Annotated in this window: 21 protein-coding genes and 2 pseudogenes; 8 read left to right on the top strand and 15 right to left on the bottom strand. The window is 47.8% G+C overall.

What is annotated here, in order from left to right; genetic code table 11:
- From J1C60_RS06700 to J1C60_RS06670, 7 genes are all read right to left on the bottom strand, one after another.
- Window positions 1–1,260: a beta-ketoacyl-[acyl-carrier-protein] synthase family protein gene (locus tag J1C60_RS06700; protein WP_128175808.1), complete on the bottom strand. Its 1,260-nt coding sequence runs from the start codon at window positions 1,258–1,260 to the stop codon at window positions 1–3.
- Window positions 1,261–1,334: 74 nt separating this feature from the next.
- Complete coding sequence (locus J1C60_RS06695; protein ID WP_128175806.1) at window positions 1,335–1,823, bottom strand: EVE domain-containing protein; 489 nt, start codon at window positions 1,821–1,823, stop codon at window positions 1,335–1,337.
- Between the two features lie 58 nt (window positions 1,824–1,881).
- Window positions 1,882–2,319, bottom strand: coding sequence for an SRPBCC family protein (locus J1C60_RS06690; RefSeq protein WP_128175804.1), 438 nt, complete (start codon window positions 2,317–2,319; stop codon window positions 1,882–1,884).
- 25 nt (window positions 2,320–2,344) lie between these two features.
- Window positions 2,345–3,787, bottom strand: a complete 1,443-nt coding sequence (locus J1C60_RS06685) for a coproporphyrinogen-III oxidase family protein (RefSeq protein WP_128175802.1) — start codon at window positions 3,785–3,787, stop codon at window positions 2,345–2,347.
- Window positions 3,788–3,836: 49 nt separating this feature from the next.
- A complete protein-coding gene (locus tag J1C60_RS06680; protein WP_128175800.1) occupies window positions 3,837–4,667 on the bottom strand; it encodes a cyclase family protein in 831 nt (276 codons plus the stop codon).
- The gene (locus J1C60_RS06675; protein WP_128175798.1) at window positions 4,660–5,298 is read right to left on the bottom strand and encodes a 4'-phosphopantetheinyl transferase family protein; all 639 of its coding nucleotides are present in this window, start codon (window positions 5,296–5,298) and stop codon (window positions 4,660–4,662) included. Before J1C60_RS06675 ends, J1C60_RS06680 begins: the two co-directional genes overlap by 8 nt.
- Window positions 5,299–5,316: 18 nt before the next feature.
- Window positions 5,317–6,117 carry an SDR family NAD(P)-dependent oxidoreductase gene (locus tag J1C60_RS06670; protein WP_128175796.1) on the bottom strand — a complete coding sequence of 267 codons (801 nt, stop codon included), beginning with the start codon at window positions 6,115–6,117 and terminating at the stop codon, window positions 5,317–5,319.
- A gap of 490 nt (window positions 6,118–6,607) precedes the next feature.
- Between J1C60_RS06670 and J1C60_RS06665 the strand changes: the two genes are divergently transcribed.
- A complete protein-coding gene (locus J1C60_RS06665; protein ID WP_128175794.1) occupies window positions 6,608–7,180 on the top strand; it encodes an acyl-homoserine-lactone synthase in 573 nt (190 codons plus the stop codon).
- Window positions 7,181–7,422: 242 nt separating this feature from the next.
- On the opposite strand, the gene J1C60_RS06660 is transcribed toward J1C60_RS06665, so the two are convergent.
- The 4 genes and pseudogenes from J1C60_RS06660 to J1C60_RS06645 form a co-directional block, all read right to left on the bottom strand.
- A complete protein-coding gene (locus J1C60_RS06660; RefSeq protein WP_128175792.1) occupies window positions 7,423–8,154 on the bottom strand; it encodes a helix-turn-helix transcriptional regulator in 732 nt (243 codons plus the stop codon).
- Window positions 8,155–8,217: 63 nt separating this feature from the next.
- Window positions 8,218–8,419, bottom strand: a pseudogene (locus J1C60_RS06655) (IS630 family transposase); the annotation flags it as partial.
- A gap of 155 nt (window positions 8,420–8,574) precedes the next feature.
- Window positions 8,575–9,009 (bottom strand): IS200/IS605 family transposase, encoded by a 435-nt coding sequence (gene tnpA, locus J1C60_RS06650; RefSeq protein WP_242080474.1) that lies wholly within the window; start codon window positions 9,007–9,009, stop codon window positions 8,575–8,577.
- 221 nt (window positions 9,010–9,230) lie between these two features.
- Window positions 9,231–10,232: pseudogene (locus J1C60_RS06645) on the bottom strand (IS3 family transposase); the annotation flags it as partial.
- Between the two features lie 405 nt (window positions 10,233–10,637).
- On the opposite strand from J1C60_RS06645, the gene J1C60_RS06640 reads away from it, so the two are divergent.
- The 7 genes from J1C60_RS06640 to J1C60_RS06610 all read left to right on the top strand — a co-directional run bounded on the left by J1C60_RS06640 (window position 10,638) and on the right by J1C60_RS06610 (window position 19,686).
- Complete coding sequence (locus J1C60_RS06640) at window positions 10,638–13,730, top strand: hypothetical protein (RefSeq protein ID WP_128176513.1); 3,093 nt, start codon at window positions 10,638–10,640, stop codon at window positions 13,728–13,730.
- Between the two features lie 523 nt (window positions 13,731–14,253).
- Entirely contained in the window at window positions 14,254–15,336 is a 1,083-nt protein-coding gene (locus tag J1C60_RS06635) for an ABC transporter substrate-binding protein (RefSeq protein ID WP_164877276.1), read from the top strand.
- Window positions 15,314–16,933 (top strand): FAD-dependent oxidoreductase, encoded by a 1,620-nt coding sequence (locus J1C60_RS06630; RefSeq protein WP_128176509.1) that lies wholly within the window; start codon window positions 15,314–15,316, stop codon window positions 16,931–16,933. Before J1C60_RS06635 ends, J1C60_RS06630 begins: the two co-directional genes overlap by 23 nt.
- Complete coding sequence (locus J1C60_RS06625) at window positions 16,930–17,283, top strand: 4Fe-4S dicluster domain-containing protein (RefSeq protein WP_128176507.1); 354 nt, start codon at window positions 16,930–16,932, stop codon at window positions 17,281–17,283. The genes J1C60_RS06630 and J1C60_RS06625 overlap by 4 nt, the downstream gene beginning before the upstream one ends.
- 5 nt (window positions 17,284–17,288) lie before the next feature.
- Window positions 17,289–18,122, top strand: coding sequence for an ABC transporter permease (locus tag J1C60_RS06620; RefSeq protein ID WP_128176505.1), 834 nt, complete (start codon window positions 17,289–17,291; stop codon window positions 18,120–18,122).
- Window positions 18,119–18,916, top strand: coding sequence for an ABC transporter permease (locus tag J1C60_RS06615; protein WP_128176503.1), 798 nt, complete (start codon window positions 18,119–18,121; stop codon window positions 18,914–18,916). The genes J1C60_RS06620 and J1C60_RS06615 overlap by 4 nt, the downstream gene beginning before the upstream one ends.
- The gene (locus tag J1C60_RS06610; protein ID WP_128176501.1) at window positions 18,901–19,686 is read left to right on the top strand and encodes an ABC transporter ATP-binding protein; all 786 of its coding nucleotides are present in this window, start codon (window positions 18,901–18,903) and stop codon (window positions 19,684–19,686) included. Before J1C60_RS06615 ends, J1C60_RS06610 begins: the two co-directional genes overlap by 16 nt.
- A gap of 213 nt (window positions 19,687–19,899) precedes the next feature.
- On the opposite strand, the gene J1C60_RS06605 is transcribed toward J1C60_RS06610, so the two are convergent.
- The 4 genes from J1C60_RS06605 to J1C60_RS06590 all read right to left on the bottom strand — a co-directional run bounded on the left by J1C60_RS06605 (window position 19,900) and on the right by J1C60_RS06590 (window position 22,931).
- Window positions 19,900–20,196, bottom strand: a complete 297-nt coding sequence (locus J1C60_RS06605) for a contact-dependent growth inhibition system immunity protein (protein WP_220485710.1) — start codon at window positions 20,194–20,196, stop codon at window positions 19,900–19,902.
- Complete coding sequence (locus J1C60_RS06600; RefSeq protein ID WP_128176499.1) at window positions 20,193–20,528, bottom strand: RNase A-like domain-containing protein; 336 nt, start codon at window positions 20,526–20,528, stop codon at window positions 20,193–20,195. The genes J1C60_RS06605 and J1C60_RS06600 overlap by 4 nt, the downstream gene beginning before the upstream one ends.
- A 48-nt stretch (window positions 20,529–20,576) precedes the next feature.
- On the bottom strand, window positions 20,577–21,425 hold the full coding sequence (locus J1C60_RS06595) for a hypothetical protein (RefSeq protein WP_128176498.1): 849 nt from the start codon (window positions 21,423–21,425) through the stop codon (window positions 20,577–20,579).
- 282 nt (window positions 21,426–21,707) lie between these two features.
- A complete protein-coding gene (locus J1C60_RS06590) occupies window positions 21,708–22,931 on the bottom strand; it encodes an MFS transporter (RefSeq protein WP_128176496.1) in 1,224 nt (407 codons plus the stop codon).
- Window positions 22,932–23,079: the final 148 nt, after the last annotated feature.

Here is a 23,079-nt window from a genome sequence, read left to right as displayed (position 1 = left end):
TTATACCGTCCGCAGGACAACAGCACTGTGGATCCCCGAGAATCCACTGCTTAATTTGATAGCCGAACGAATAGAGACCACCCTCGCTTCGTTAGGCACATAGTCGAGGTCACACTCTTGATCAATCTGATGGTAATTAATCGTCGGATAGACCATCTGGTGTTGTATTTCCAGACACATGGCAACCAGTTCAATAGCATTGGCTGCGGCCAAGGCATGACCCGTCATCGCCTTAAGCGAATTCACAGGGATCTGAAAAGCTCGGTCACCAAAGACACGTTTAATGGCTCCAGTTTCATTGGCATCATTTTGGGCTGTCGAGCTGCCATGTGCGCCAATATGGTCGATAGCATTAAGATCACAGTTTGCATCTTCAAGCGCGGCATACATGCACTTCGCTAGTGCCTCACCATCTGGTGGCAGATCGGTCATGTGATAGGCATTATTGACCGATGCATATCCTGCCACTTCCGCATAGATTTTTGCCCCACGCCGCAGTGCATGTGTATATTCTTCGAGGATAAAAATGCCGCATCCTTCGGCGATCACAAATCCATCCCTCTCAGCAGAGAACGGGCAAGACGCCTTTGTTTTGTCGCTACAATCACGCGTTGATAATGCGCCAAGTGCTTCGAACGCCCCTATGGACAGCGGACACAGTGGCGCTTCGCTCGCACCGGCGATCATGACATCAGCTTTACCACTGCGGATTTGTTCAAAGGCAAATCCCAAGGCATCAAGCCCCGCTGTACAGCCCGTCGACAAATTGGAAACCGGCCCCAGCGCACCATACTTTCTGGCTATAGAGGAAGCTGCGATACCAAAGTCCAGATTGTCGTAGAATTTTCTGTCCACCCAGTAAGGATTAACATCTTCAGTACCGTTGTCGGTCATCAACAACAGGTTCTCTTCCATGGTGGCAGCATCAGCAATAGCACTGGCAACCATCACGCCAAAACGGGTGCGTTCTATCTCACTAATCTGCAAACCCGCATCTGCTACAGCCATGTTGGCCGCAGCCAGAGCAAATTGTAGGTAACGGCCACTACTCTGAATTTGTCGCTCGGCAATGTCATACAGAAACGGTGAGAAATCATCTACCTGGCCAATAGAAGCACTCTTAAAACCAAAACGTTTTCCCCATTCATAGGATTTGATTCCAGAAATCCCTTGAAGAGTGTTGCTCCAAAATTTTTCAATACCAGTCCCATTGGGTGCTATCACCCCAAGACCCGTAATGACGACTTTTTTTGTCTGCATAATGCGTCCAACATTAATGATTTATGGGAGAATAACTAAATAGCGTTCATGACAGAATATTGCTGTCGCTTGCTTTACTTGGTAAATAAATCCAGATTTTGGCCCACGGATATAGAATTAACCGGTGTAAGAACAGCTTGTGAATTATGTGGCAACATAATTTTCGCTAGCAATAAAAAATCGCCGGGCGTAATTTCAAAGTGACCAAAGCGGAATTTATACCCCCAGTTACTGTTCCCTGCAGTGAAGCTAAGTTTATCAAGCAAAGGGTGGATAGGAGCATCAAAACAAGGCTGATAAGCAACATCACGTCGATAGGGCACAAATGAGGGGGCCATCTGAAATTGGTAGGTTTCCTCTCCAACAACAGTACCAATAGCGGTAAAGCTCTGGCACTTCTCTTTTTCCTTGAATCGCAGAACGGGAGAATAAAAAACAATGCCATCCCCCACGGCCATTCTGGCCAATGGTGCGCGCTTTCCATGGCATACCTGACAGAAACCGCCCTGTTCACCGAATTTAATATGTTCTCGGGATACAACGCCACACCAATACTTGGTCATCGTAACTTTCCTCTTTGAGATTAATCGGCCCAATCATTTAATCAAGCCGATTACTTATTTACTTCTGAGTTGCCAGAGAAATAATATTGTTTACTGACTCAGGCAAACCACACTGCATATGCGGCCAAATCTCTTTACCAAAGAAGCCAGACGCGTCCGGCTTAATCTCCGCATGAACCTCATGTGTGACAGTAATTTTCTGCCCAAGCTGTTCAATGCGATGAATATTACGCAGCACTCCAAAAGGTAGTACGGCCTCATCGGAGAACTCTTTACCCGGAGTTACTGTTTTTAATGTAACAGGAATAGGTTCACCACCTTGCGGGGTCAGGGAAAACGAGTTTCCTGCTGAGAACTGGGTGAGAAGTTCTGAATGCTTAATACCTGAATCCCATTCTTTCCAATTATTAACATCGGCCCAAAGAGCCCAAACATTGTCTACTGAAGCATGAGTTGTTGCTTGATACGAGGCGATAAATTTAACATTCTGAGACATAGTCTATTTCCTTTGCATTATTAACTTAAAATAAGGGGGAGATATCATTTTTATCTCCCAACCAATATGAGCGCTCACGCGATCCAACTTCCACCATAACTCCATTCAGTGACCAGTTTTTCTCATTTAGAGAATCTGTGTCTCCCCAAAATGCAGGGTTAAAGAATTCCAGAATCACGTTTGCATGCCAGATTAAACCAAGCTCAGTAAGCTGCATGCAATCATCTGTTAACTCGACCAATCCTTTACGTTCTAATCGTCTAATCTCTTCAGAAAAATCGTCAAGAAAATCCGTGCCGAATTTATTTCGGTAAAATTTATATTCTATTTTGAAATAGACCAGGGCAAAGACAACATGCCGCTCACGTTGTACACGCCCGGACATAAGATCCGTTACAGAACTTATGAGAAATTCCCCCCGATTTACGTATTCAATATACTTTTCTACATCAGACTCAGTGCCAAGGCGATAACCGTCAAAGTAACTGTATGAGCCTGGGCCAATGGCCAAGGTTTCATTATCAACCTTCCAATTTGAGTGATTATATTTATTTTCATAACCCGGCTTACAAAAATGGTCCATCATATACATCTGATACCCCATATCCTCAGCCATTTTTTTCGCTTCACGATACATGGCCTTAACCATCGTATTTTCCGGATTTACCGGTGGTTGAATTTTTCCACGATTGATCAGTTGGCTTTGCGGTGTATCATTATGGATCCGGTACAAATAAATGGTAAAGTGTGGTACCCCCAGTTCATTGAGCGTTTTTAGATCGCTTTTCCAAATATCCAATGTATGGCCCGGCATGTTATACATCAAATCCATTTGAATATTAGTCAATCCTCGCTCCTGGAACGCCCGGATAACTCTCGCGCTGTCCTGTGCCGCATGGGGTGAACCTACTACCGCCAAGATCTCTGGGTGGAAAGACTGTACCCCCAAGCTCAAGCGATTAATACGTGAACCTGCGACATAAGCTATTTTTTCATCATCAAAGTCACGGGCATTACCTTCCAGGGTAAATTCGTAATCTGTATCAACTTTAAAATTCTCAAATACAGCATCAACAATGCGTTTTAGATTGATTGTTTTTAAAATACTCCCTGTCCCTCCACCTATGAAAATACTTTTTAGCGTACCCTCACCAAATTTTCTAAAAGCCGACCATTTCTTCATATCTTTGAGTAAAGCATCAACATAGCTATCTTCACGATTATGTTTATCATTCTCTGGCAATATCTTAATAAAATAAGGGCACGATTTACATCGGGTACGACAAAATGGCACTCCTATATATAGCGTAAAATCAACACCCTCTTGATCCATATTAATGTGATTGGTGACAAAATCACCACCCTCCATATTTTTATGCATACCTGGTGGATATAAAACAAAAGGTAAATAGCATTTTTTTGGATAAGGCTTCATCTGCATTACATCTTCATTATTTATCGCAGTCATTGCAATTCTCGATTTTTAAAATTCATTTACACGTTAGCTAATACTTTCCTCAATCAATAATAGCTACTACCCGACTCCATGCAGCATCGGCATTTTCCAACTTGATTGGGAAACAACAAATCTGGAATCCGGTAGTACTTGGTAACTCTTCAAGATTACCTAAGCGCTCGATCTGCAAATACTCATGATCCCTGCCAAAAAAGTGGGCAGGCCATAAAACATCTTTATTTCCCGAGTGCTTATAATCAGCAATCATTTCACAGAATGGGCGGTCAAAGCTGAAAGCATCGGTGCCGATGACGCGAATACCACGTTCAATAAGCCAAGCCAACGCACTGGTATCAATCGCCTGATAAGCCGTAAAATACTCGCGTTTCCCCATATTTTTATAAGCACCGGTATTTATTAGAACAATATCCCCGGCAGCCAGTTTATGCCCTATGCGAGCCAATTGCTGTTGTATATTTTCCGCGTCAATCACATCATGCCGATCTGAAAAATCAAGTAAAACACCTCGCCCATAACACCAAGATAACGGAATATCACTGATAGTTTTTTGTTCGTCCTCTTTACCTGCATGCCAACCATAATGATAGGGAGCATCGATATGTGTTCCGGTATGAGTCGTCAGGCTATAAGTCATTAATGACAATCCCATACCATCGGGGAAATCCCGGTGGTCGATATAATGCCGAGCTGGTTTTACGAGTTTCATCCAGCAACGTCGCCAAAAACTCATTACCTGGAAATGCAAAAAACTCTTACCTAGCTTATCTGCGCCATCCTGGTGATTAACAATTTTTCTCGTTACAGGTTCCGGCTCCCAAAAATCCGGATCGATACTTACACTCAAGTCAATAATTCGCTTTAACTCACTCATGATGAATTTTCTCGAAACCAACGTGATAAATTTTATTTAACTCAACATATCCAAATTGTGATACAGCACAGACAAAGTCATTTCCTGAAATAATAATATCCGAGCTGGATCTCTCTGATTTATTTTTCTGGCCAAATAATACATTATGTAAAGTCAACCCATTGAGTTTGACGAATGACTCCATACGACACCAAGTACACATCGCTAATTGCTTAACGATTCGACTTTCTTTCCACACGTCGCTCAACTCACTAAATATTGGTAAATATTTTTCACAAATACTGACCAGGTCCACTGATTGATGCCTGACCTCAAGATCGACACCGATCACTTCCACTGAAACAGCAACTACACATAATCCTGCTGACGAGCTACTATTAAAATAAATATTTTCACTGTCACTAGATACAACATAAGGCTTACCATTAGCATCGCGTTTAATAGAGTATTTTTTTACATAATGCTGTAAAACAAAATTTAATACTGCTCGTCGAAATGCAAAATTTCGTTTCCGTTTAGGCGGAATAATTTTTTCGTAACGTTCACGATCTTCTTCTCGCAACAGCGCAAGTATCGAGACTTCATCTGTATCTTTTATTCTCGAGATCCATATATCAGTCCAGCCGCCCATATTGACCTCCAAGTAAAGTCAATAATTTCCTAGCCCACCGCAAACATTTATCGCTTGGGCAGTAACACCGCTGGCAAGAGGTGAAGAAAGATATGACACCATGGCGGCTACTTCTTCTACCGTGATATATCGACCAATAGGGATACGTTCTTCAATACGGCATCGCGCCTCCTCCACCTCTACATCCCAAATAGCGGCATAGTGTTCTCTGACTCGTTCAGCCATTTCTGTTTCGACGAAACCTGGACACACCGCATTAACTGTGACACCTGAATTATTACGTGCCAGTTCAAGGCCCAGCGCCTTAGTGAATCCCACCATGCCATGCTTGGATGCGCAGTAGGGTGAACCATAAATAACTCCCTGCTTCCCCCCCGTTGAAGCAATGTTAATTATACGTCCGCCAGGTTTTATCATGTTTAAATGTAGTAATTCCCGTGTCACATAGAACATGCCATTTAAGTTAGTATTCATAACGTTCAACCATAATTCATCACTAATTTTAGATGTAATTCCTCCACCTGAAATACCGGCACCATTAACTAATATGCTAATTTCGATACTACGCTCATTTAAAATTTTAAAAAGAGTCTTCACGTCATGAGGAACTGAGATATCACAAACCTCACTAATAATATCAAGATGAGGATATTGTTCTTTAAGCTCCAAGACCAGTTTCGTCAACCGTTCTGTCGAACGAGAAATAATAATGGGTGAAAAACCATCGTCACATAGTCTTTTTACAATTGGTTTACCAATACCACCGGTTCCACCGGTAATCAAAGCTCGCTTATAATATGGATTATTTGTTACATTCATATTTAAACCCCTAATCCTATTTCTCATCATTCATAGCATCTGGACTGTACTACGTATTGCTTACTGCCAGATTAAAAGTCAATAATGCTATTAAAACAAAACGTGTTCTAAGGGGATACTAGCAAAGTTGATAGGTAGTCAACAGAGAGTCTCTAACAATAAGGATATCCGTCCCCTACATGTCAATTTTCACTCGGTTATGAATGTCTTTGCAGGGTTGTTAACCAGAATTAAATTTTTAATTTATGTATTAATTTCAATAAGTTATTTAAAGTTTATTTCGATAAACTTGGTACTACCCTCCTGTTTTTATTCGCATTTATTTCATTATTTAGCTTTAGTGATGGACATTTTATAAGAATATTGAAGTGTAATTTAACATGATATTCTCTTTCCCTAGTAGTTTTGCTAGTAACCATGATTAATTAATTAGCATAGATTACTTGCATCTCATAAATGTTAATGCAAATAATTTCAGGAAATATTTCATATGGAAACAAATATCAGAATTGAGCCACGTAATAATTTCAATAAAACTGAACTGAGAGATATTCATCAATTAAGGGCAAAAATATTTAAGGATCGTATGGGCTGGGAAGTTCCGATATTAAGTGGTATGGAGATCGATGGCTACGATGCTCTTGACCCCTACTATATGGTGATCCGTAATAATACTGACCGCGTCTGCGGTTGCTGGCGTTTATTGCCAACTAAAGGTCCATATATGTTGAAAGATACCTTCCCCGAACTGTTACATGGCGTTTTAGCCCCTGTAAGTGAGCGAGTATGGGAGTTGAGCAGGTTTGCAATTGAAACAGATAACAACAACCATTTTGGCTTTGCTCAACGCGCGATGGATGCGATGAGAAAAATCGTTACGTTCGCGGATGAAAACGGTATAGATAAATACGTAACTGTAACGACAGTCCCGATTGAACGTTTACTCCGCCATGCAGGTGTTGATATAACACGATTTGGCATACCACTTAATATAGGAAAGGAGCGTGCTGTCGCATTGGAAATTCATCTCGGAGAAAAAACTCGATTGGCACTATTTCAGTAGAGTAACCATAAGATGGCATGAAGCGCACATCATTTAGATGATTCTATTTAATATATTCACCATAATAAAAATCATTACTTTTTAATAGGTTTACCTTTTACATCTAGGGCTAGAGTTTATCCAGAATTGACTGTTAGCTTAGCCTCTAGAGTAAATTTTATTGCTAATCAAAACACAGGATGAAATTTATATTTTTCATCTATTCTCAAACAACTATTTAATAGATTGCTGTGAGCTACCATCTAAGACAGAGTGATAATTCCTATTCGGATCGCTTTTATTACGACATCATTTCGGCGATTTACACCAAATTTATTTCGCAAATTAGAAATATGAAAATTAACGCCAGCTTCACTAATATTTAATATCCGACTAATCTCCCACGTCGTTTTCCCGGCAGCCATCCAACGTAAGCAATCTAATTCCCTCACTGTTAATTGTGGTGTTGTTTCATTAAGAGCGGCCTCCATTGTGGTATAAGCGCTCATAGCATCACAGACAACATCACGTAGCAAGGAAAGACTACTCAGATTATGTTTGATATCTCGTAAGAAATTCAGCCCAGGTAATTCATCGCGTACACAGGTCAGCATTCCCACCTCCCCCAGGAGGCCATGGATTGGTAGAGTAATTCCAGCACGTAAACCGAAAGAAGATGCTTCTTCATAGAGCGTCTTTTGTTCTATGGTTTGAAATGATTCAGGCTGCCAAACCAAGGGACTCATTGATTTGAAACAGTGGGAAACTGTTGGATCATTCGAACGAAAATTTTGACTATCATAATGCTTACGCCACTTTTCTGGATAAGTACTGTATAGAAAGAATCCTGAATCATTCGTACCTTGTTTGGGAACAACGGCATACAAGAAGCGCTCAAATCCGAGCGATTTTACTGCTTGTTCAACTTGAAGCATGACTTCATCTTTTGATGAAGCATTTGTAAATGGTTCAAATTCAGTCAAGATTGTGTGCATCAAATCCCTTACTGGTAATATCGTCCATGTGATAATAGAGCTAAATAGCTGCGCCTAATACCGCTACACTTTTGCCAGCCCATGTTTACTTCCGGGGGAGCGAACTGGCTGTTTCCATAAAATATCGTACCTTTCTCAGCAATTACCACATTAAACAGCATTGATGATTGTGGGTGATCGTATCGTGTAATAACCGCGATAACCACTCAAGATGATTCCCCCATAGCGAATAGATTGACTGATAAATAACGCTAAATTTAGGGTTCGGTCAGCGAGTCTGCCCTTAATTCTGTGTAACTGCCACAGTATTAAAGGTGATCGCTCAGGCGGTCACCGAACTCGATAGTAAAAGACCACCTTCTTAGAAGGTGGCTTTTGAGAATGCCCCCTGTAAGGGGGGCTATTGTCACTTTCCGTTTACTACTCTAGCAATTCCATCTGCTGTTCATGCGTTTGTTCCGTTTTCTCCTGATGCCTCACATATCTTCTGATTATTTCTTCATTCACTCCCACCGTATCGACGAAGTAGCCTCGGGACCAAAAATGGTTTCCCCATAGCTTCTTTCTTATGTGTGGAAAACGATTGTAGAGCCTGATCGCGCTACGGCCTTTCAGATGTCCCATCGGGGTTGATATCGAGATTTTTGGTGGGACGATTACGACTAGATGTACATGATCTGGCTGAACATTTAACTCCAGAACCTCACAATCCTTTATTCCGCAGAGAATGTAGATTGTCCTGTAGAGTTCCTTGCCCAGCTTATCTCTCAGAATCCTGAAACGGTACTTAGGCGTCCAGACTATGTGGTATTTGCAACGCCAATATACATGTGATGAACTCCTGTAAAGCCCCATGTCGGTTTGTCTCCTTTTACTTGTGGTGAGTAAGCAGAGATATTCCAACATGGGCATTCTTCAGGCTATAGCCTTACAGGATCAATCACCACCTCCCCAGGAGGTGGTTTAGGGGTGACAATAAAACGACTTATCGCCAGCCGCCAGTTTTGGATCGGCATAATCCATTTTTTTGAAGCATACTTGATTGATCCTACCCGCGTAATGTGGACACACACCCCAGCGAGGTTCTGGTTTTCAAATTGTTCCGGGCTGAGACCGCCACAGGCACTGTGACCGGTGCCACCGATTGTAATCACACTCGATATAATTAAACACTGTCGTTCGCATTATTTCACGGCTGGCAAAACGTTCGCCGTGGATACATTCCACCTTCAGCGAATGAAAGAAGCTTTCCACGCAGGCATTGTCATAACAGCAGCCTTTTGCGCTCATGCTGCCACGTAGATTGTGCCGCTTCAGCAACGCCTGATAATCTACTGAACAGTACTGACCACCGCAGGTACAGCCAGCCTCATCCGTGCACACGATACGTGATGTCACCCGCCTACTTCTGGTTCGGACCGCTGGCATTGAAGTCCTGCTTTAGCAGATTATCTGACGCAGACAGTCCATGCTCACGGTAGCTTATCGGGCTAAACTTCCGGGAGGCTTTCGCCCGTAGCCCCTGACGACACAAGCTGGCGGCAATGGTTTTGGTGTTATACTCCGGCAGCTCTTCTGCCAGACAAGGTGCCCAATAGCGCTGTTTTGCCGCCATGAATGCCTCACGGACAGCCGTATCACAGGTGAGCCGGAACTGCTGACGCAAACCGGAATGAGAGCGGCGCAGACGCCACGCATACCATCCGTTGCGGGCAACCTGAAGTACCCGGCACATCGCTTTGATGCTGAACTCTTCCTGATGTTTATCGATGAAGACACTTCATTTCAGGCGCTTCGCGAAGTATGTCGCGACCTTTTGGAGAATGGCCAGCTCCTTTGCCTGCTCGCCAGCTGGCGTTTCAGGCGGGCATTTTCTGCGACCAGTTCGTTTTCACGTTCGCTGGAAGTCAGCTATTGCTGTTGTTTGCGACGCCAGTTGTAGAGCTGGGATTCGTAAAGGCTGAGTTCACGGGCTGCGGCTGCAACACCGATGCGTTCTGCAAGCTTCAGGGCTTCACTGCGAAATTCAGGCGTGTGTTGCTTACGCACTGTTTCTGGGTTGATACTGGTTTTGTCAGGAATCACCTCTGATTGAGGGTTTACTCACTGAGTCCCGTGTCGACTATTGATGGGTAAGATCAATATGCCTGCAGTTATTCACATCGAACATTACTGTAAAAATCTTGCACAGACTGCGCGTCCATATATGCAGAGTAAGATCAGTCGATCTCTTAAAGGAAACGTAACCGGATTGTGCGTTCAAAGATAAATAACTTCCCAAACATCAGTTACATACCAAACCTTTCGTCACCGGTTGCTGTCAACCGGGCTTACACAGATAACAATAATAAAAATCATATAGTTATCGCGAAACCCGAAGAAGAATCACACGAATTATCGATAAAGATAACCCTATATTGAGGGAACTCAACTCATAGCCGTCACCACTCATTCATTCTCCTTATGATTGCTGTGAGAATACAATGAAAATAGCAGTAAGCCGTTCTCTATCTGTACCTATCCCCGATATGCCATTGTCTGGAGATGCACCTCCCCCTGCTAAACGCCAACATCTGGACTCAGCATCCAAGAGTGAAACCCTACAGCAACGTTTAAAACAAGCGCAAGTTTCTCTGGACGATACCTCAGCGGCTCCTTCTCCCTCTTCGTTTACGCAAGATATTCATCAGAACTTAAGAAAAATATGGCTTTATCAGCGCACTGCGAGTGGAGAACATGTCGGTCAGGAAATATTTGGCGATTTACGGCGCCAGCAGTTGAAAACTATATCGGGTGGGGCGTTGGCGGCAGCACAATACGGTTTGAGTTTTGCCTCCGATGAAATTGATGAAAACAACCCAAACCAGTTGCATATGCAGAACCGTTTAGATTCAGAGTATCACCGCACGTCGAATACCCCCGCCTTTAATGAACAATGCATGCAGCTTTATCTCGCCAGAGGCGGACAAGAGCATGAGGCGGTTACTTTTGTTAACAGCAGCGATAACGCTAAGCGGCTTTTATCATTGATGCCGCCAGCCGATATTGAGGGCGGTAGTGTCGATCTACATTTCCAAAGGCACTTTGCGCAATTATTTTCGGGTATTTATGCCCTGCGCTATAAATCCAAAACGCCTGAGCATGCCGAACTCATTATGAGGGAATCAGAGTCATTACTTCATTATCTGGGCGCCAAGCCATCGCAATTTCAGGCAGCACAAGCCAGTGTCCGACATCTGACACCCATGCACTATCCTCCACGCCTTCTCACTGAGACGTTGTTAGCCCTGCGGGACCCACGTTTTAACCAGGCCATTGCACAACTGCGCGCGTTACCGGCTGAGCATGGTGCTCAGGTGCTGACGAATACAACCGCCAGTTTGCTGGCAACATTGCTGCCTCAGCTCGATCAGCGCCTGTTATTTTGTCGCCAACATCTGGGGCAAAAAGCCACGCAGCCCCCTGCTGTAACACCGGCTAATGCGCCGCTGCTGCCATTTAATCCGGAGTTGATGCACAATTCACTGAAAGTGCTGTTAACGGCATCCGAAACCATGCCAGCGGTCGCACACAACAGTTCAGCGGTTGCTGACTGTTATCGCGTGATTATAGAAGAAATGCATATTCTGTTAAGTACCTGTAAAACTTATAACGGCAAGCATTTCAAAGCCGCAATGAACCTCCAGTTAGCCAGCCGCCTTGATAAAAACTGTCAGGCGCAACTTGGCGCTATTCCAGAGTCATTTTTACTCTCCTCGGGTATGCATGCTGTTAGCCTTGGTATTGAGCTGGCACAGACGTTAAGTCGTAACCCAACGTTAAGTATGGCCAGTACCGAGAGTAAGTTGGTAACGCCCGTCTATTTTGAAATCAGTGAACTGCTGGACATAAAACCGGGATGGCAATCCGACGATAAAACCACGCTTTACGCTACGCTGAACCATTCAACACCACAACAAAATGAGGACAAAAGTTGGGGTGTCACCCAGGTCATTGCCAGTACAAAAAAAACACTGGCGGAAAAGGCGCCGGAGTCACCTCCCCTGACGTTAGTCCTCGACAGCACCATTGAGAAACGTCATGACCTTCAGCAACTAACCCAGGCGCTGTCCGATGATATTGGCAGTGGAAAGTTGCGTATTTTACTGTGCAAAAGCTATCAGAAGTATGCCAACTTAGGCACCGCAAAAGCGATGGCCGGTGGTATTACGCTACTGGCTAAGCCTGCACCGGAGACACAGGCCGCCAATGACTGGTTAAAAAAGGCGGAGGATAATCTCGGCTGGATGAATAATCCGGAATCTCAGTTGCTGGTACATATGCTACGCGCGGGTGAGCAAGAATTTGCGATGCTGGAACGTGCAGGGGATAATGCCCGGTTTGTAAAAGAGGCACTGTTCAACGGAAAAGAGGGAAATGTGAACGTTACCGCCTGGGAGCCGGGCCTGCCGTTTGTCATGATAGGGGCGTCCAATACCAGCGTAAACAGATTTACGTTTAACCAGGCACCCTCCGACGATCTCGAAAATAATTATTACTTTACCAGGCGTGAGTTAATTAATAGTGACGAGATCCGCGATCGCAACAGCTTTGGTTTTAACACAACATCAATATCGTTCATACCGATCGGGATCGATGAACATGTTGATCAGGTCCGGATCGCTTTTGGTATGGAGAGTAAAACGGAGCTTTGTGAGCGTCTGTATATGCCCGCCCGTTTACTGGTGAATAAGGACAGTACATTTAGCTGTGAAAAGGCGAAAAGCGAGGTAGAACACTTATTAGAGGGATCGGGGTTATTTACCACCACGCCCGGTGCCGGGTCGCTGACATTGGCACAAAAAATAGCCCAAATATCCTCACAGCAGCGCAGTCGCATTGAGGCTGACACTGGAGACAGCGTCAGTCAAATGCGTCAGACAACACAGGTACGCCAACAGCACGGTGATTTACTGATGAGTAAGCTGACATCGGTAATCTTTCAGCTTTCCTGGATGGCATCGCAAAGTATGCAGAAGCTAGGAAACGATCTGGCACCCGCGGAGAAGGAGATTGCCGAAGAACTGGTGACTGCGTTTGTTGATAGCGGTATGCATGGCGTATCGCCGCATACGCGGGCTTATATTGTGGAATTTGGTGCGATGATCGCCATCGAAGATGTCACATTTGGCCCACAGGAAAAACAAAAAGAGGCGTTAAACCGTCTGCTGGCACTCAGTGAAAAAATGGGCGGAATGCAGGGGGTACGTGTTAACTGCCTAAAAAAAATCGATGATGACACATTCGGTGAGCTGCCAGCGCAGTTACAGCGGCAGATTGTCGATAAGCTATTTATGCCGCTTGATAATGCCTCACGCCTGCAGTTCATTCAAAACCGGGTAGAGCAAGACTCAACGAACATGGCTAACGTGTGTCTGGATGCCCAGGAAGAAAAGCTGCAAAGTGGTAGTGATATACTGCGTTCAGATACGCTGAACCAGGGGATTCCATTTCCTACCCTCAATGTCGCTACCCCCCATGACGTGAACCTCATGAAAGAACAGCTTAATCGTTTTCGGTTTTTGTCAGAGCGCTGAGTCTGTGAATCTGCATAGTTGCAAGCTCTGACTTTCACGCGTCAACAGCGCTGGTATCATGACGACAACGTCGGTGCCAGTGCTCACCTTTACCTCATCGTTTCCTGCAACCTTAAACCTTCCTCGTAAAGATACTCCGGCATCTGAACCCTTCCCCTCATCCAGCGATTTTGCCGCCACGGCTGCCAGGACAGGCGATATCCCACCGCCTTTATCTTCTGAATTATGACGGTAACAAATAAGTAATGCTGAATTTGTTACTTCATATCACGCCTCATTTCCGTCACCCTGGAACAAGAATGTCTAACATTCGTTTATGACGGTGGCCTGCTATGCAGCCGGAAAAGATCACGCTTTATACCCGTCATACTTCAAGTTGCTTGTGCGTTGGCTTTCCTCGTTCACCCCGGTCACTTACTCCAGTAAGCTCCCGGGAATTCACTGCGTCGTCGCCTTCATGCAACTCGAATTCTTTAGGGTATAAATGTGAATGGCTTATTTAATTTTTTATTCTGGAGCTTGTGTGGCGATAAAAACAAAATACCAATATGCGCTGGCCATTATTTCATTGCTGGCAGCCCAGTTAATATGGGTACCGGCACAGGCCGCAGAAAACTTACCCAACGTCATTCATATCGCCGGACAGGGAAATCCTTATGGCACGCCCTACGGTACCGCGGTTATTGGTGTATTACGCGCCAACGGTTATCTTGAAAAAGCTTTTGCTGATGAGCACGTTAAAATCGACTGGCAATTCCCTCAGGGAACCGGTCCGGCGATTAATGAGGCGCTCGCCAACGGGCAACTCGATTTTGCTAACTATGGCGGATTACCGAATATTGTTGGCCGAGGTTCCGGATTAAGGACAAAAATACTGGCCTCATACGGCAGCAGCCCAATTTATGTCGTCACACGCAAAGGCGCAGCGATTAAAACGCTGGCTGATTTAAAAGGGAAAAAAGTTTCCGTTTCACGCGGAACTATTCTTGAGCTCTCGCTGGCAACGCTGCTCAATAGCATCAATCTCAGCGAAAAGGATATTCAGCTTTATGACTTAAAAGCCGCCGATCAAATTTCCGCCCTGACGTCCGGTGATATTGATGTGGTGGTCGGTAACGCAGATATTTTACCGCTGCGCGATAAAGGTATCGCCGACGTGATTTATACCACTAAGGGTAAAAACGATCCGGCCAATATCTTCGGTTCGCTGGTGGTTACCGAACGTTTTGCACAACGCTATCCAGAAGTCACTCAGCGCGTGGTGGATGCCTTTGTCCAGGCGGCGGCTTTTGCTTCTGATGAGAAAAACCGTCAACAGGTTTTTGCTATCTGGGCCCAAACAAAAATGCCGCGCAACAGCCTCGAGAGTGATTATCAGGGAGACTTACTGAAAGATCGCCTTAACCCGCTGTTGGATAATTATTTCCGCGCCAACTTACAACGCGGCATCAGCTTCGCTCGCGACAGTAAATTGATTCGCCGTGATATTGATGTGCAACAGTGGGTTGATGACCGTTATATCAACCAATCCATTGAGAAATTAGGTTATCAGTCTCTCTGGACTAAAAAAGAGGCCAACGGTAATGACTCTCCCGGCACTCGCTGATATTAACGAAGAGATGACAGATGTGCTGGTGATTGGCGGAGGACCGGCAGGTGCCTGGGCCGCGCTGCGTGCCGCAACGGCTGGTCGACGCGTCATCCTGGTGGATAAGGGCTATTTTGGCACCAGCGGCGCGACGGCCCCTTCCAATACCGGGACCTGGTGTGTTGCGCCTGAACAACGTGATGCGGAAATTACCCGACGCATGAAACTGACAGGCGCGCTGGCCAACCCGGAAACCATCGAGCGCACGCTTGACAGCGCATGGCACGGGCTACATGAGTTGGTACGCTGGGGATACCCCTTCCCCAAAGATGGCCAGGGACGTCCCTACATCGCGAACCTTCGCGGCCCGGACTACATGCGCTTTATGCGACGGAAAGCACGGGCAGCGGGCGTCATCATTTACGATCATTCACCGGCGCTGGCATTAATGCAGGACGCCGAAGGTGTGGCTGGCGCCGTCGGTATCCACCGACAAAAGAACCGTTTTTGGCGCATTACCGCCTCTGCCGTCATCCTGGCGACCGGCGGTTGTGCGTTCGGCGAACGTTTCCTCGGCGCAACCGGACTAACCGGTGATGGTTATCTGCTGGGTGCACAGGCCGGAGCACGCCTTTCCGGCATGGAGTACAGCGCGCAATACGGTATTACGCCCGTCAGTACCTCGATGAATAAAGGCATTATTTATCAGTGGGCAACCTTTTACGACGCCGATGAAAATGTGCTGTTGCTGCCGGGCGATCGCCAGAGCGCACTGGCGAAAGCGATGCTGCGGGGGCCGGTATATGCCCGGCTGGATCGCGCTGATACAGAGCTGCAATCCAGCCTGCGGCAGTCACAGCCTAACTGCTTTGTGCCATTCGATCGCCAGGGCATCAACCCCTTTCACGATCGCTTTGAAGTGATCTTGCGTAATGAGGGAACCGTTCGGGGCCTGGGCGGATTACGGCTGTTGACCCCGCACGGGGAAACTGACGTGCCGGGCCTGTACGCCGCGGGTGATGCCGCCAGCCGTGAGCCGATGAACGGCGTTATCAGCGGAGGCGGCGGCCCCAATGCCTCCTGGGCCATCGCCAGTGGCCGTGCGGCTGGTGAAGCGGCGGCACGGCGCGCTGATCGGCAGCAGTCCCATCTGGCCCAGCGACAGCAGAAACACCGCCGGACGCCGCTGCTGAATCTGGGCGGTATCGGTGCCGACCTGCAAGGCAGTCGCCACGCACAGGGCGTTAACGCCGAATCCATTCTCCGCGCGGTACGTGATGAGATGCTGCCACTGGAGAAGAATTTCTTTCGCAGTGCCGAGGGGATGACAGGTTCTATGTCTCGCCTGTATAGCCTGTATAAAACACTGGCACTGCATGGATATCGTCACCCTGACACCAACTTGATTGAACTGTTACGTCGTCGGGAAGCCCGCGCACTCCTTAGCGTCGCGCGCTGGACCTATAAAGCGGCACTGCTACGTCAGGAAAGCCGGGGTATTCACCGCCGTCTGGATATGCCGATGCAGGATCCCCGACTGGGCCACCGCATTCTGCTCAACAGCACCGGACGGCCACAGTGGGATCGCCAGCAGCCATTACAGGAGACAGCATGATTGAACTTATCTCTGAAACGCAGTGCATCGCCTGCAATCGCTGCGTGACGGTGTGTCCGGCCAATGTCTTTGATGCCGTGATAGGCCGTCAGCCCGTTATCAGCCGCCAGCAAGACTGCCAGACCTGTTTTTTATGTGAAATATATTGCCCAACCGATGCGCTCTATGTGGCTCCTGACGCGGAACGTACTGTATCCGTAAATGAAGCACAGCTCACCGATGCAGGGTTAATGGGCAGTTACGCTCTCCATTTGGGCTGGAAGCGCGGACAAGCAGGCGGTGCCGATGCTGATCCCACCTGGATAATCCGCGATCGGTATCGCCATGCTGACATAGCAAAACAGGAGTAAATCCCATGTCTGTATTTTCTCTGCCGGAACGTCCTCAATCCCTGCTACGCCTGCAGCGCTATCGCAGCGGTATCTCACAGTATACCCGCACAATACTCACCGCCCTGCTGTTTCCCACCGGCCTGCTGGTATTGTGGCAGATCGCCGCCAGCCTCAACTGGATGCCGGAGCAGATCCTCCCGGCTCCGTTGTATACGTTACAAACCGCGATTGAATTAATCCATGATGGCGAACTGGGCGATGCGTTACGCATCAGCCTGTTCCGTTTACTGTGCGGTTTTGTCTTCGGTGGCGTGATGGGCGTCACTACCGGTTTGCTGTTCGCCCTCTCCCGTACCGCCGATAACTGGATTGGTCCGACCGTGCGGGCTGCCTGCCTGGTTCCGTCACTGGGATGGCTACCCTTCTTTATGCTGATTTTCGGCATTGGTGAGACACTGAAGTTTGTACTGATCGCCAAAACCTGTTTTTTGCCGTTGCTGATCGGCAGCTATAACGCCGCACGCGATCTACCGCAAAAGTACCGGGATGTGGCCCGCGTGCTGGAGCTCACCCTGTGGCAGCGCCTGCGTATTATCTATTTTCCGGCCATAGCGCCCGCTCTGTTTACCGCTGCACGGCTGGCATTGAGCAAAGGCTGGAAAGCACTGATCCTGGTGGAAATGATCGCCTCGGCGGCGGGGATCGGTTACCTGATGACCTGGGGCCGAAAAGCATTTCAGTTGGATGTGGTCTTTGTCACCATGATCTGCATCGGTCTCATCGGCTGGCTACTCGATTATCTGGCGCTACGGCTGGAAAAACGCCTGATGCACTGGGCCGTGGAGGGGAAAGCATGACGCAGGTCTCTCTGTCAAAAAGCCCGCTATGGCGAGTCGGACGTGCCCTGGTGCTGCCGGTGGCGTTAGTGGCAATCTGGAGCCTGGTCAGCCATCACTCCACAGTCAACAGTGCCCTGCTGGTTCCCCCCGATAAAGTCTGGCACACGCTACAGCAGGCCGTGACCGATGGCTCACTTCCCGCCGCGCTGGCCGCAACGATATTCCGCGCCTTTACCGGCTTACTGCTGGGTACGATGCTGGGGAGCGTACTGGGCATAGGGCTGGGTATGTACCGTCCGGCTCATCGCATATTGTCTCCCACTTTTAACGGTGCGCAGCAGATTGCCCTGTTTGCATGGATCCCCCTGTTAAGCGCCTGGGTTGGCACCGGTGAAGCCCTGAAGATTACGGAAATATCCCTCGGCGCCTTCTTCCCCATGTTGCTCAGTAGCCGGGAAGGCTGCGCCAAAGTAGCTAACGCATACCGGGAAGTTGGCCAGTTGCTGGAACTGAGCCGCTGGGCGACGCTGCGGCATATCATCCTGCCTGCGGCGCTGCCAACGATGATGTCCGGATTTGAGACCGCGTTTACCATTGCCTGGCTTGGCACCATAGGGACCGAATATTTAGTCGGCACTGGCTACGTAAATGGTCCTGGCGATGGGCTGGGCATTTATCTTGCCGCTGCCCGCATGTATGGCGATATGGATAAAGTGATTGTCGGCATTATTGCGCTGGCGGTGGCGGGCGTATCCCTGAATCGTTTGATTGTTTTGCTTACACGGAGAGCCACACCATGGTTGACACGGTAATTCCTCCCGCTTCACTTCAGGTAGCTGATGAAATTGCGATACATCACGTTTCCCGCCGTTTTCTGGTTAATGACCAGCAGATTCAGGCGCTGGATAATGTTTCTCTGACGGTGAAAAAAGGCGAGTTTGTTAGCCTGATCGGCCCTAGCGGCTGTGGTAAATCGACCCTGCTACGGATGCTGGCCGGGCTCGATTGTCCTGACAGTGGTGAAGTCCAGGCCGGTGGTAACACGATACGCACGCCGTCATTATCACGCGGTATTGTGTTCCAGGACCATCGCTTGCTGCCCTGGCTGAATGTGGAAGAGAATATTTTGCTGAGCCTGAAACAGCAGGATAGCTCACCAGCGGAACAGCGCCGGCGGGTTGCGCAGTTGATTGAACTGGTCGGTCTGAAAGGGTTTGAAAAAGCCTGGCCGCACCAGCTCTCCGGGGGTATGTCGCAACGTGCCGCCATCGCCCGCTGTCTGGCCCCGCAGCCGTCCATCCTGCTACTGGATGAGCCCTTTGGCGCACTTGATTCGCTGACGCGACGCCATCTGCAAAAAGCGTTATTGCAGATCTGGCAACAACATCAGCTCACGACGGTATTGGTGACGCACGATATCGACGAAGCGCTCTATCTTTCTGACCGTATTGTGGTGTTAAAACCTCGTCCCGGACGGGTAGATAGCCAATTTGAGGTACATTCGCGGCGCCCACGTGTCTTAACCCAACCGGACTTAATTGAGGTCAAAACGAAAATTCAGCAGGCGTTAGATACCCATTAACCATAGGTTTTGAAACCCGCAGCACCAGAGCATCTCTTCGCTGTCGCTGTGGGGTTTTATCTGACAGGTTGCGCGTTACACGACGGCGTTCTCGCGTCGCGCCCGAATCAGCATCGCGGCGATCAGACCATCAGAGATCAACGTGCCAGATCGGTAAGTCGTTAACTGACTATGGTATAAAATGAAATCCAAATCAGGCGACCGAAATTTTCGTTAATTCATTTGGTTACATATATGTTTCAACCACTCTTCAGATGAAGACCATTCGTTAGGGTAATAATAGCTACAATCAATTTTGTTAAGCAGTATGTCCTGCAATTCATCATCTGATAGCGAAAGGGATAGCAGAGACTCTATTTCAGCTTTCATCTGCAAGCGCTCTTCTGCAGCCTCAGTCGCTTTATAAGCTGCCAATGTCTCGTTCGCATTGCCAAACAAAATCTCAAAATCCTGGTTAAAATAACATGCTAGAAAATAGGATAATGAGGGGTATTTTTCTTTAATATTCATGGCATTGGATATCCAGTAATAATTTTATAACCTTCAGGCATTGAAAAATCTCTTGCAATGATAATTCTAACGTTAGTGGCGGGTACAGCACTTGCTGAACCGCGGATAACACTGATACCAATGGCATCAGGAGATTTATAATCAAGTTCTAAGTAACCCTTTTGGCTACCAGATAAATAATCCCTTATCTTCGACCGGTTGCTATCAATAGCTTTGCTTGTCACAGCTTGTGCTGTAGCCCTATCAGTAAATGTAGATGCTATTTTTGTATTACCCGCAGAGACTCTATCGACTAACTCCGCTTCAGTTTTCCCTACATGTCTATCTATCAAATGGCCGCCAGCTTTCTCATGTGCAGCTAAACCCGCTGTACTGCCATTCTATTGAGCCATTCCCCGGCTACGTAACGTGTTATCCGCCATACTCAGCGCAGTATTCCCAACATTAGCGCCTGATATCAGCGCCTCTTCGGGAGATTGCAGCATATTGTTGCTGTGAAAAAAATCGTGATGCTGATGCTCAAGAGCACGATAAGGTGCCCGATTTACATCGTTAATGGGATGATAGTGTAAACCGCGAACAGACATATCCAGGATAAGATCCATCTCATGAATTTGCGAATCTATCTGTATGAGGCGCTGACTATATTCACTTCTGCGACTGCTCTGACTACCCAGTGCATCCGCTAACGAGCTGTTGAGGGGGGTGAGCGCGCCGACAATTTGACGGCGACTACGCTCGAGGTCGATAAGCGCGTTATAGGCGTCTGTCGCCTGGAGCAGGCGCGCATTAATGCGGTTGTTCTGAGGGTCAAGAGCACTTTGCTGCGAGATATTCCACAGCAAGTCGTCGCGACTCAAGTTTGCTCCCGGGGGCGGCACGTATACGCCCTGTGAACCGATCGCCCATTGACGATGAGGGCTGAAATTTACACCAGTCAGTTTGAGATCCGCTTCCCGTGAAAGAGTAAAAGAGAGAATAGCGCTACTGTTGCGTCCCGTATTTGGATCAATAAAGCTGGCGATAAGTTGCGCACCATTTTTGTGAGCACTTTCCAGGTCAAGGTGACCCTGCTCAATGGCCAACTTCAACGCGTATGCCACGCGCTGATCGGGGGCGGCTGCCAGGCTTTGTACCGAACGCTGATTGATCGCTGGTAACTGCGAGAGCAAATTGAAATTAGGCGTGTGATGATTGCGAAAATGATTAAACTGGGTAACGTTATACATGGAAACTCTGAAAAATTTATATCAGTTAAGCTATATGTGTTTCCAGACCATATAGAAGTTCCATTTTGACATCGCTCCATAGCAGCGGCATGAATTTTTTTCCTTCGGAACTGGCTTAGCCGGCCCGGTTGAAACGGTACACGGCAGCGTTTTACCCACGACTATTCTGCTTCAGTCGTCTATCTTAAGGTGTCCGGTATAGCTGTCCCAGCTCGGTCCCGGCACCCGCAGCACCAAAGTATCCTGACCTGCGCTACGGGATTTTATCTGACAGGTTGCGCGTTATACGAAAGCCTCCTCGCGTCGTCCCCGAATCAGCATCGCCAGCCCCCCGATAAGCAACGCGATCGCACTGTAACCCATTGCGCCTGGCGCGCCCAGTCCATCCACCAGCAGCCCGCCTACCACCGCGCCAAGTGAAATCGCCACCTGAAAAGTGGTGCCCAGTAATGCGCCGGCCGTCTCCGCATGGTCTTTGGCGGCCAGCGCATTCCATGTCTGAATGCTGACCGGGAAAGCACCAAACGCAAATCCCCATCCTGCCGTAGCCGCGAAGGCGACATACGGGAACACGCCGTAGCTAAGCAGTGCAAATGCCATGCTTGCCAGCATCAGTGCAGAGAGTACCACCGCCAGACTGGCGCTGCGTTCCGCGATAAAACCACCGGCAATGTTACCGAAAAAGCCACCGATGCCAAAAATCAGCAGCGCCAGCGAAATCATTTGCACATCTAAATGTGTTACTTGCTCAAGGAAAGGACGGATATAGGTAAAACCAGCAAAATGGCCTGAAATGATAAAGATCCCGCTAATCAGGCCAAGGCGGATACGTGGCCGTTTTAACAGCAGGCTAAAAGTACGGAGGTCGGGCGCATCCTGCGCAGGCAATTTGGGCAAGCACGCCAACTGTACAGCAAGCGCGACAATACCAATGCCCGCTGATGCCATAAAGGTTGCACGCCAGCCCCAGAGATCGCCAAGCCAGGCCCCCAAACCGGGCGCACAAACCGTGGCCGCCGAAACGCCAGTGAAGATAATCATCATCGCCCGGGATAATAACCGGGTCGGCACTAATCGCATCGCCAGAGCGGCAGCCAGTGACCAGACGCCGCCTAACGCCACGCCCAGCATCGCGCGTGCAGCAATTAATATGCTTATGCTGGACGCTTCCGCTGCGAGAAAATTGGATAATATCAGCAGCAGTATCAATCCCCATACCACATGACGACGGTCAATTTTTCCGCTACCCAGCACCACCGCTGGCCCGGCGACCGCGGCTACTAAAGCGGTTGCCGTAACGGCCTGCCCGGCCGTACCGTCTGAAACGCCAAGATCGGCGGCAATAGGCGTCAACAAACTGGCCGGTAAGAACTCGGCCGTCACCAGCGCAAAGATACCCAGTGAAAGCGAGAACACGGCGCCCCAGGCTGCGATGCTGCGCCCGTTATCATGGCGTTGCTGCGAAGGATCAATCTGGCCCTCGCCACGGATGATTTTTTCGGACATGTTGTTTCCTGTATGTTTGCGCGCTGTTATCAGAAATCGGGCCCAATGTTATCGTCTAACATCAGGAACAGCCACGCCTAATAATTCAGAATTGTTGTCAAAAATTTCCGAAGGTGGGGGAATGGGTAAGCGGGATAGCCATCATGGC

The organism is [Pantoea] beijingensis (genome assembly GCF_022647505.1).
Taxonomy (GTDB): domain Bacteria; phylum Pseudomonadota; class Gammaproteobacteria; order Enterobacterales; family Enterobacteriaceae; genus Erwinia; species Erwinia beijingensis.
Note: the sequence above shows the minus strand (reverse complement) of the source record. Positions and strands in the feature narration are given on the sequence as shown.

Bases quoted from the DNA above. Each gene is read 5' to 3' on its own strand.
- tnpA (WP_242080474.1), bottom strand. From the start codon at position 9,009: ATGGGGCTTTACAGGAGTTCATCACATGTATATTGGCGTTGCAAATAC.
- J1C60_RS06665 (WP_128175794.1), top strand. From the start codon at position 6,608: ATGGAAACAAATATCAGAATTGAGCCACGTAATAATTTCAATAAAACT.
- J1C60_RS06620 (WP_128176505.1), top strand. From the start codon at position 17,289: ATGTCTGTATTTTCTCTGCCGGAACGTCCTCAATCCCTGCTACGCCTG.
- J1C60_RS06680 (WP_128175800.1), bottom strand. From the start codon at position 4,667: ATGAGTGAGTTAAAGCGAATTATTGACTTGAGTGTAAGTATCGATCCG.
- J1C60_RS06700 (WP_128175808.1), bottom strand. From the start codon at position 1,260: ATGCAGACAAAAAAAGTCGTCATTACGGGTCTTGGGGTGATAGCACCC.
- J1C60_RS06670 (WP_128175796.1), bottom strand. From the start codon at position 6,117: ATGAATGTAACAAATAATCCATATTATAAGCGAGCTTTGATTACCGGT.
- J1C60_RS06630 (WP_128176509.1), top strand. From the start codon at position 15,314: ATGACTCTCCCGGCACTCGCTGATATTAACGAAGAGATGACAGATGTG.
- J1C60_RS06690 (WP_128175804.1), bottom strand. From the start codon at position 2,319: ATGTCTCAGAATGTTAAATTTATCGCCTCGTATCAAGCAACAACTCAT.
- J1C60_RS06610 (WP_128176501.1), top strand. From the start codon at position 18,901: ATGGTTGACACGGTAATTCCTCCCGCTTCACTTCAGGTAGCTGATGAA.
- J1C60_RS06685 (WP_128175802.1), bottom strand. From the start codon at position 3,787: ATGACTGCGATAAATAATGAAGATGTAATGCAGATGAAGCCTTATCCA.
- J1C60_RS06660 (WP_128175792.1), bottom strand. From the start codon at position 8,154: ATGCACACAATCTTGACTGAATTTGAACCATTTACAAATGCTTCATCA.
- J1C60_RS06675 (WP_128175798.1), bottom strand. From the start codon at position 5,298: ATGGGCGGCTGGACTGATATATGGATCTCGAGAATAAAAGATACAGAT.
- J1C60_RS06695 (WP_128175806.1), bottom strand. From the start codon at position 1,823: ATGACCAAGTATTGGTGTGGCGTTGTATCCCGAGAACATATTAAATTC.
- J1C60_RS06605 (WP_220485710.1), bottom strand. From the start codon at position 20,196: ATGAATATTAAAGAAAAATACCCCTCATTATCCTATTTTCTAGCATGT.
- J1C60_RS06595 (WP_128176498.1), bottom strand. From the start codon at position 21,425: ATGTATAACGTTACCCAGTTTAATCATTTTCGCAATCATCACACGCCT.
- J1C60_RS06640 (WP_128176513.1), top strand. From the start codon at position 10,638: ATGAAAATAGCAGTAAGCCGTTCTCTATCTGTACCTATCCCCGATATG.
- J1C60_RS06615 (WP_128176503.1), top strand. From the start codon at position 18,119: ATGACGCAGGTCTCTCTGTCAAAAAGCCCGCTATGGCGAGTCGGACGT.
- J1C60_RS06590 (WP_128176496.1), bottom strand. From the start codon at position 22,931: ATGTCCGAAAAAATCATCCGTGGCGAGGGCCAGATTGATCCTTCGCAG.
- J1C60_RS06625 (WP_128176507.1), top strand. From the start codon at position 16,930: ATGATTGAACTTATCTCTGAAACGCAGTGCATCGCCTGCAATCGCTGC.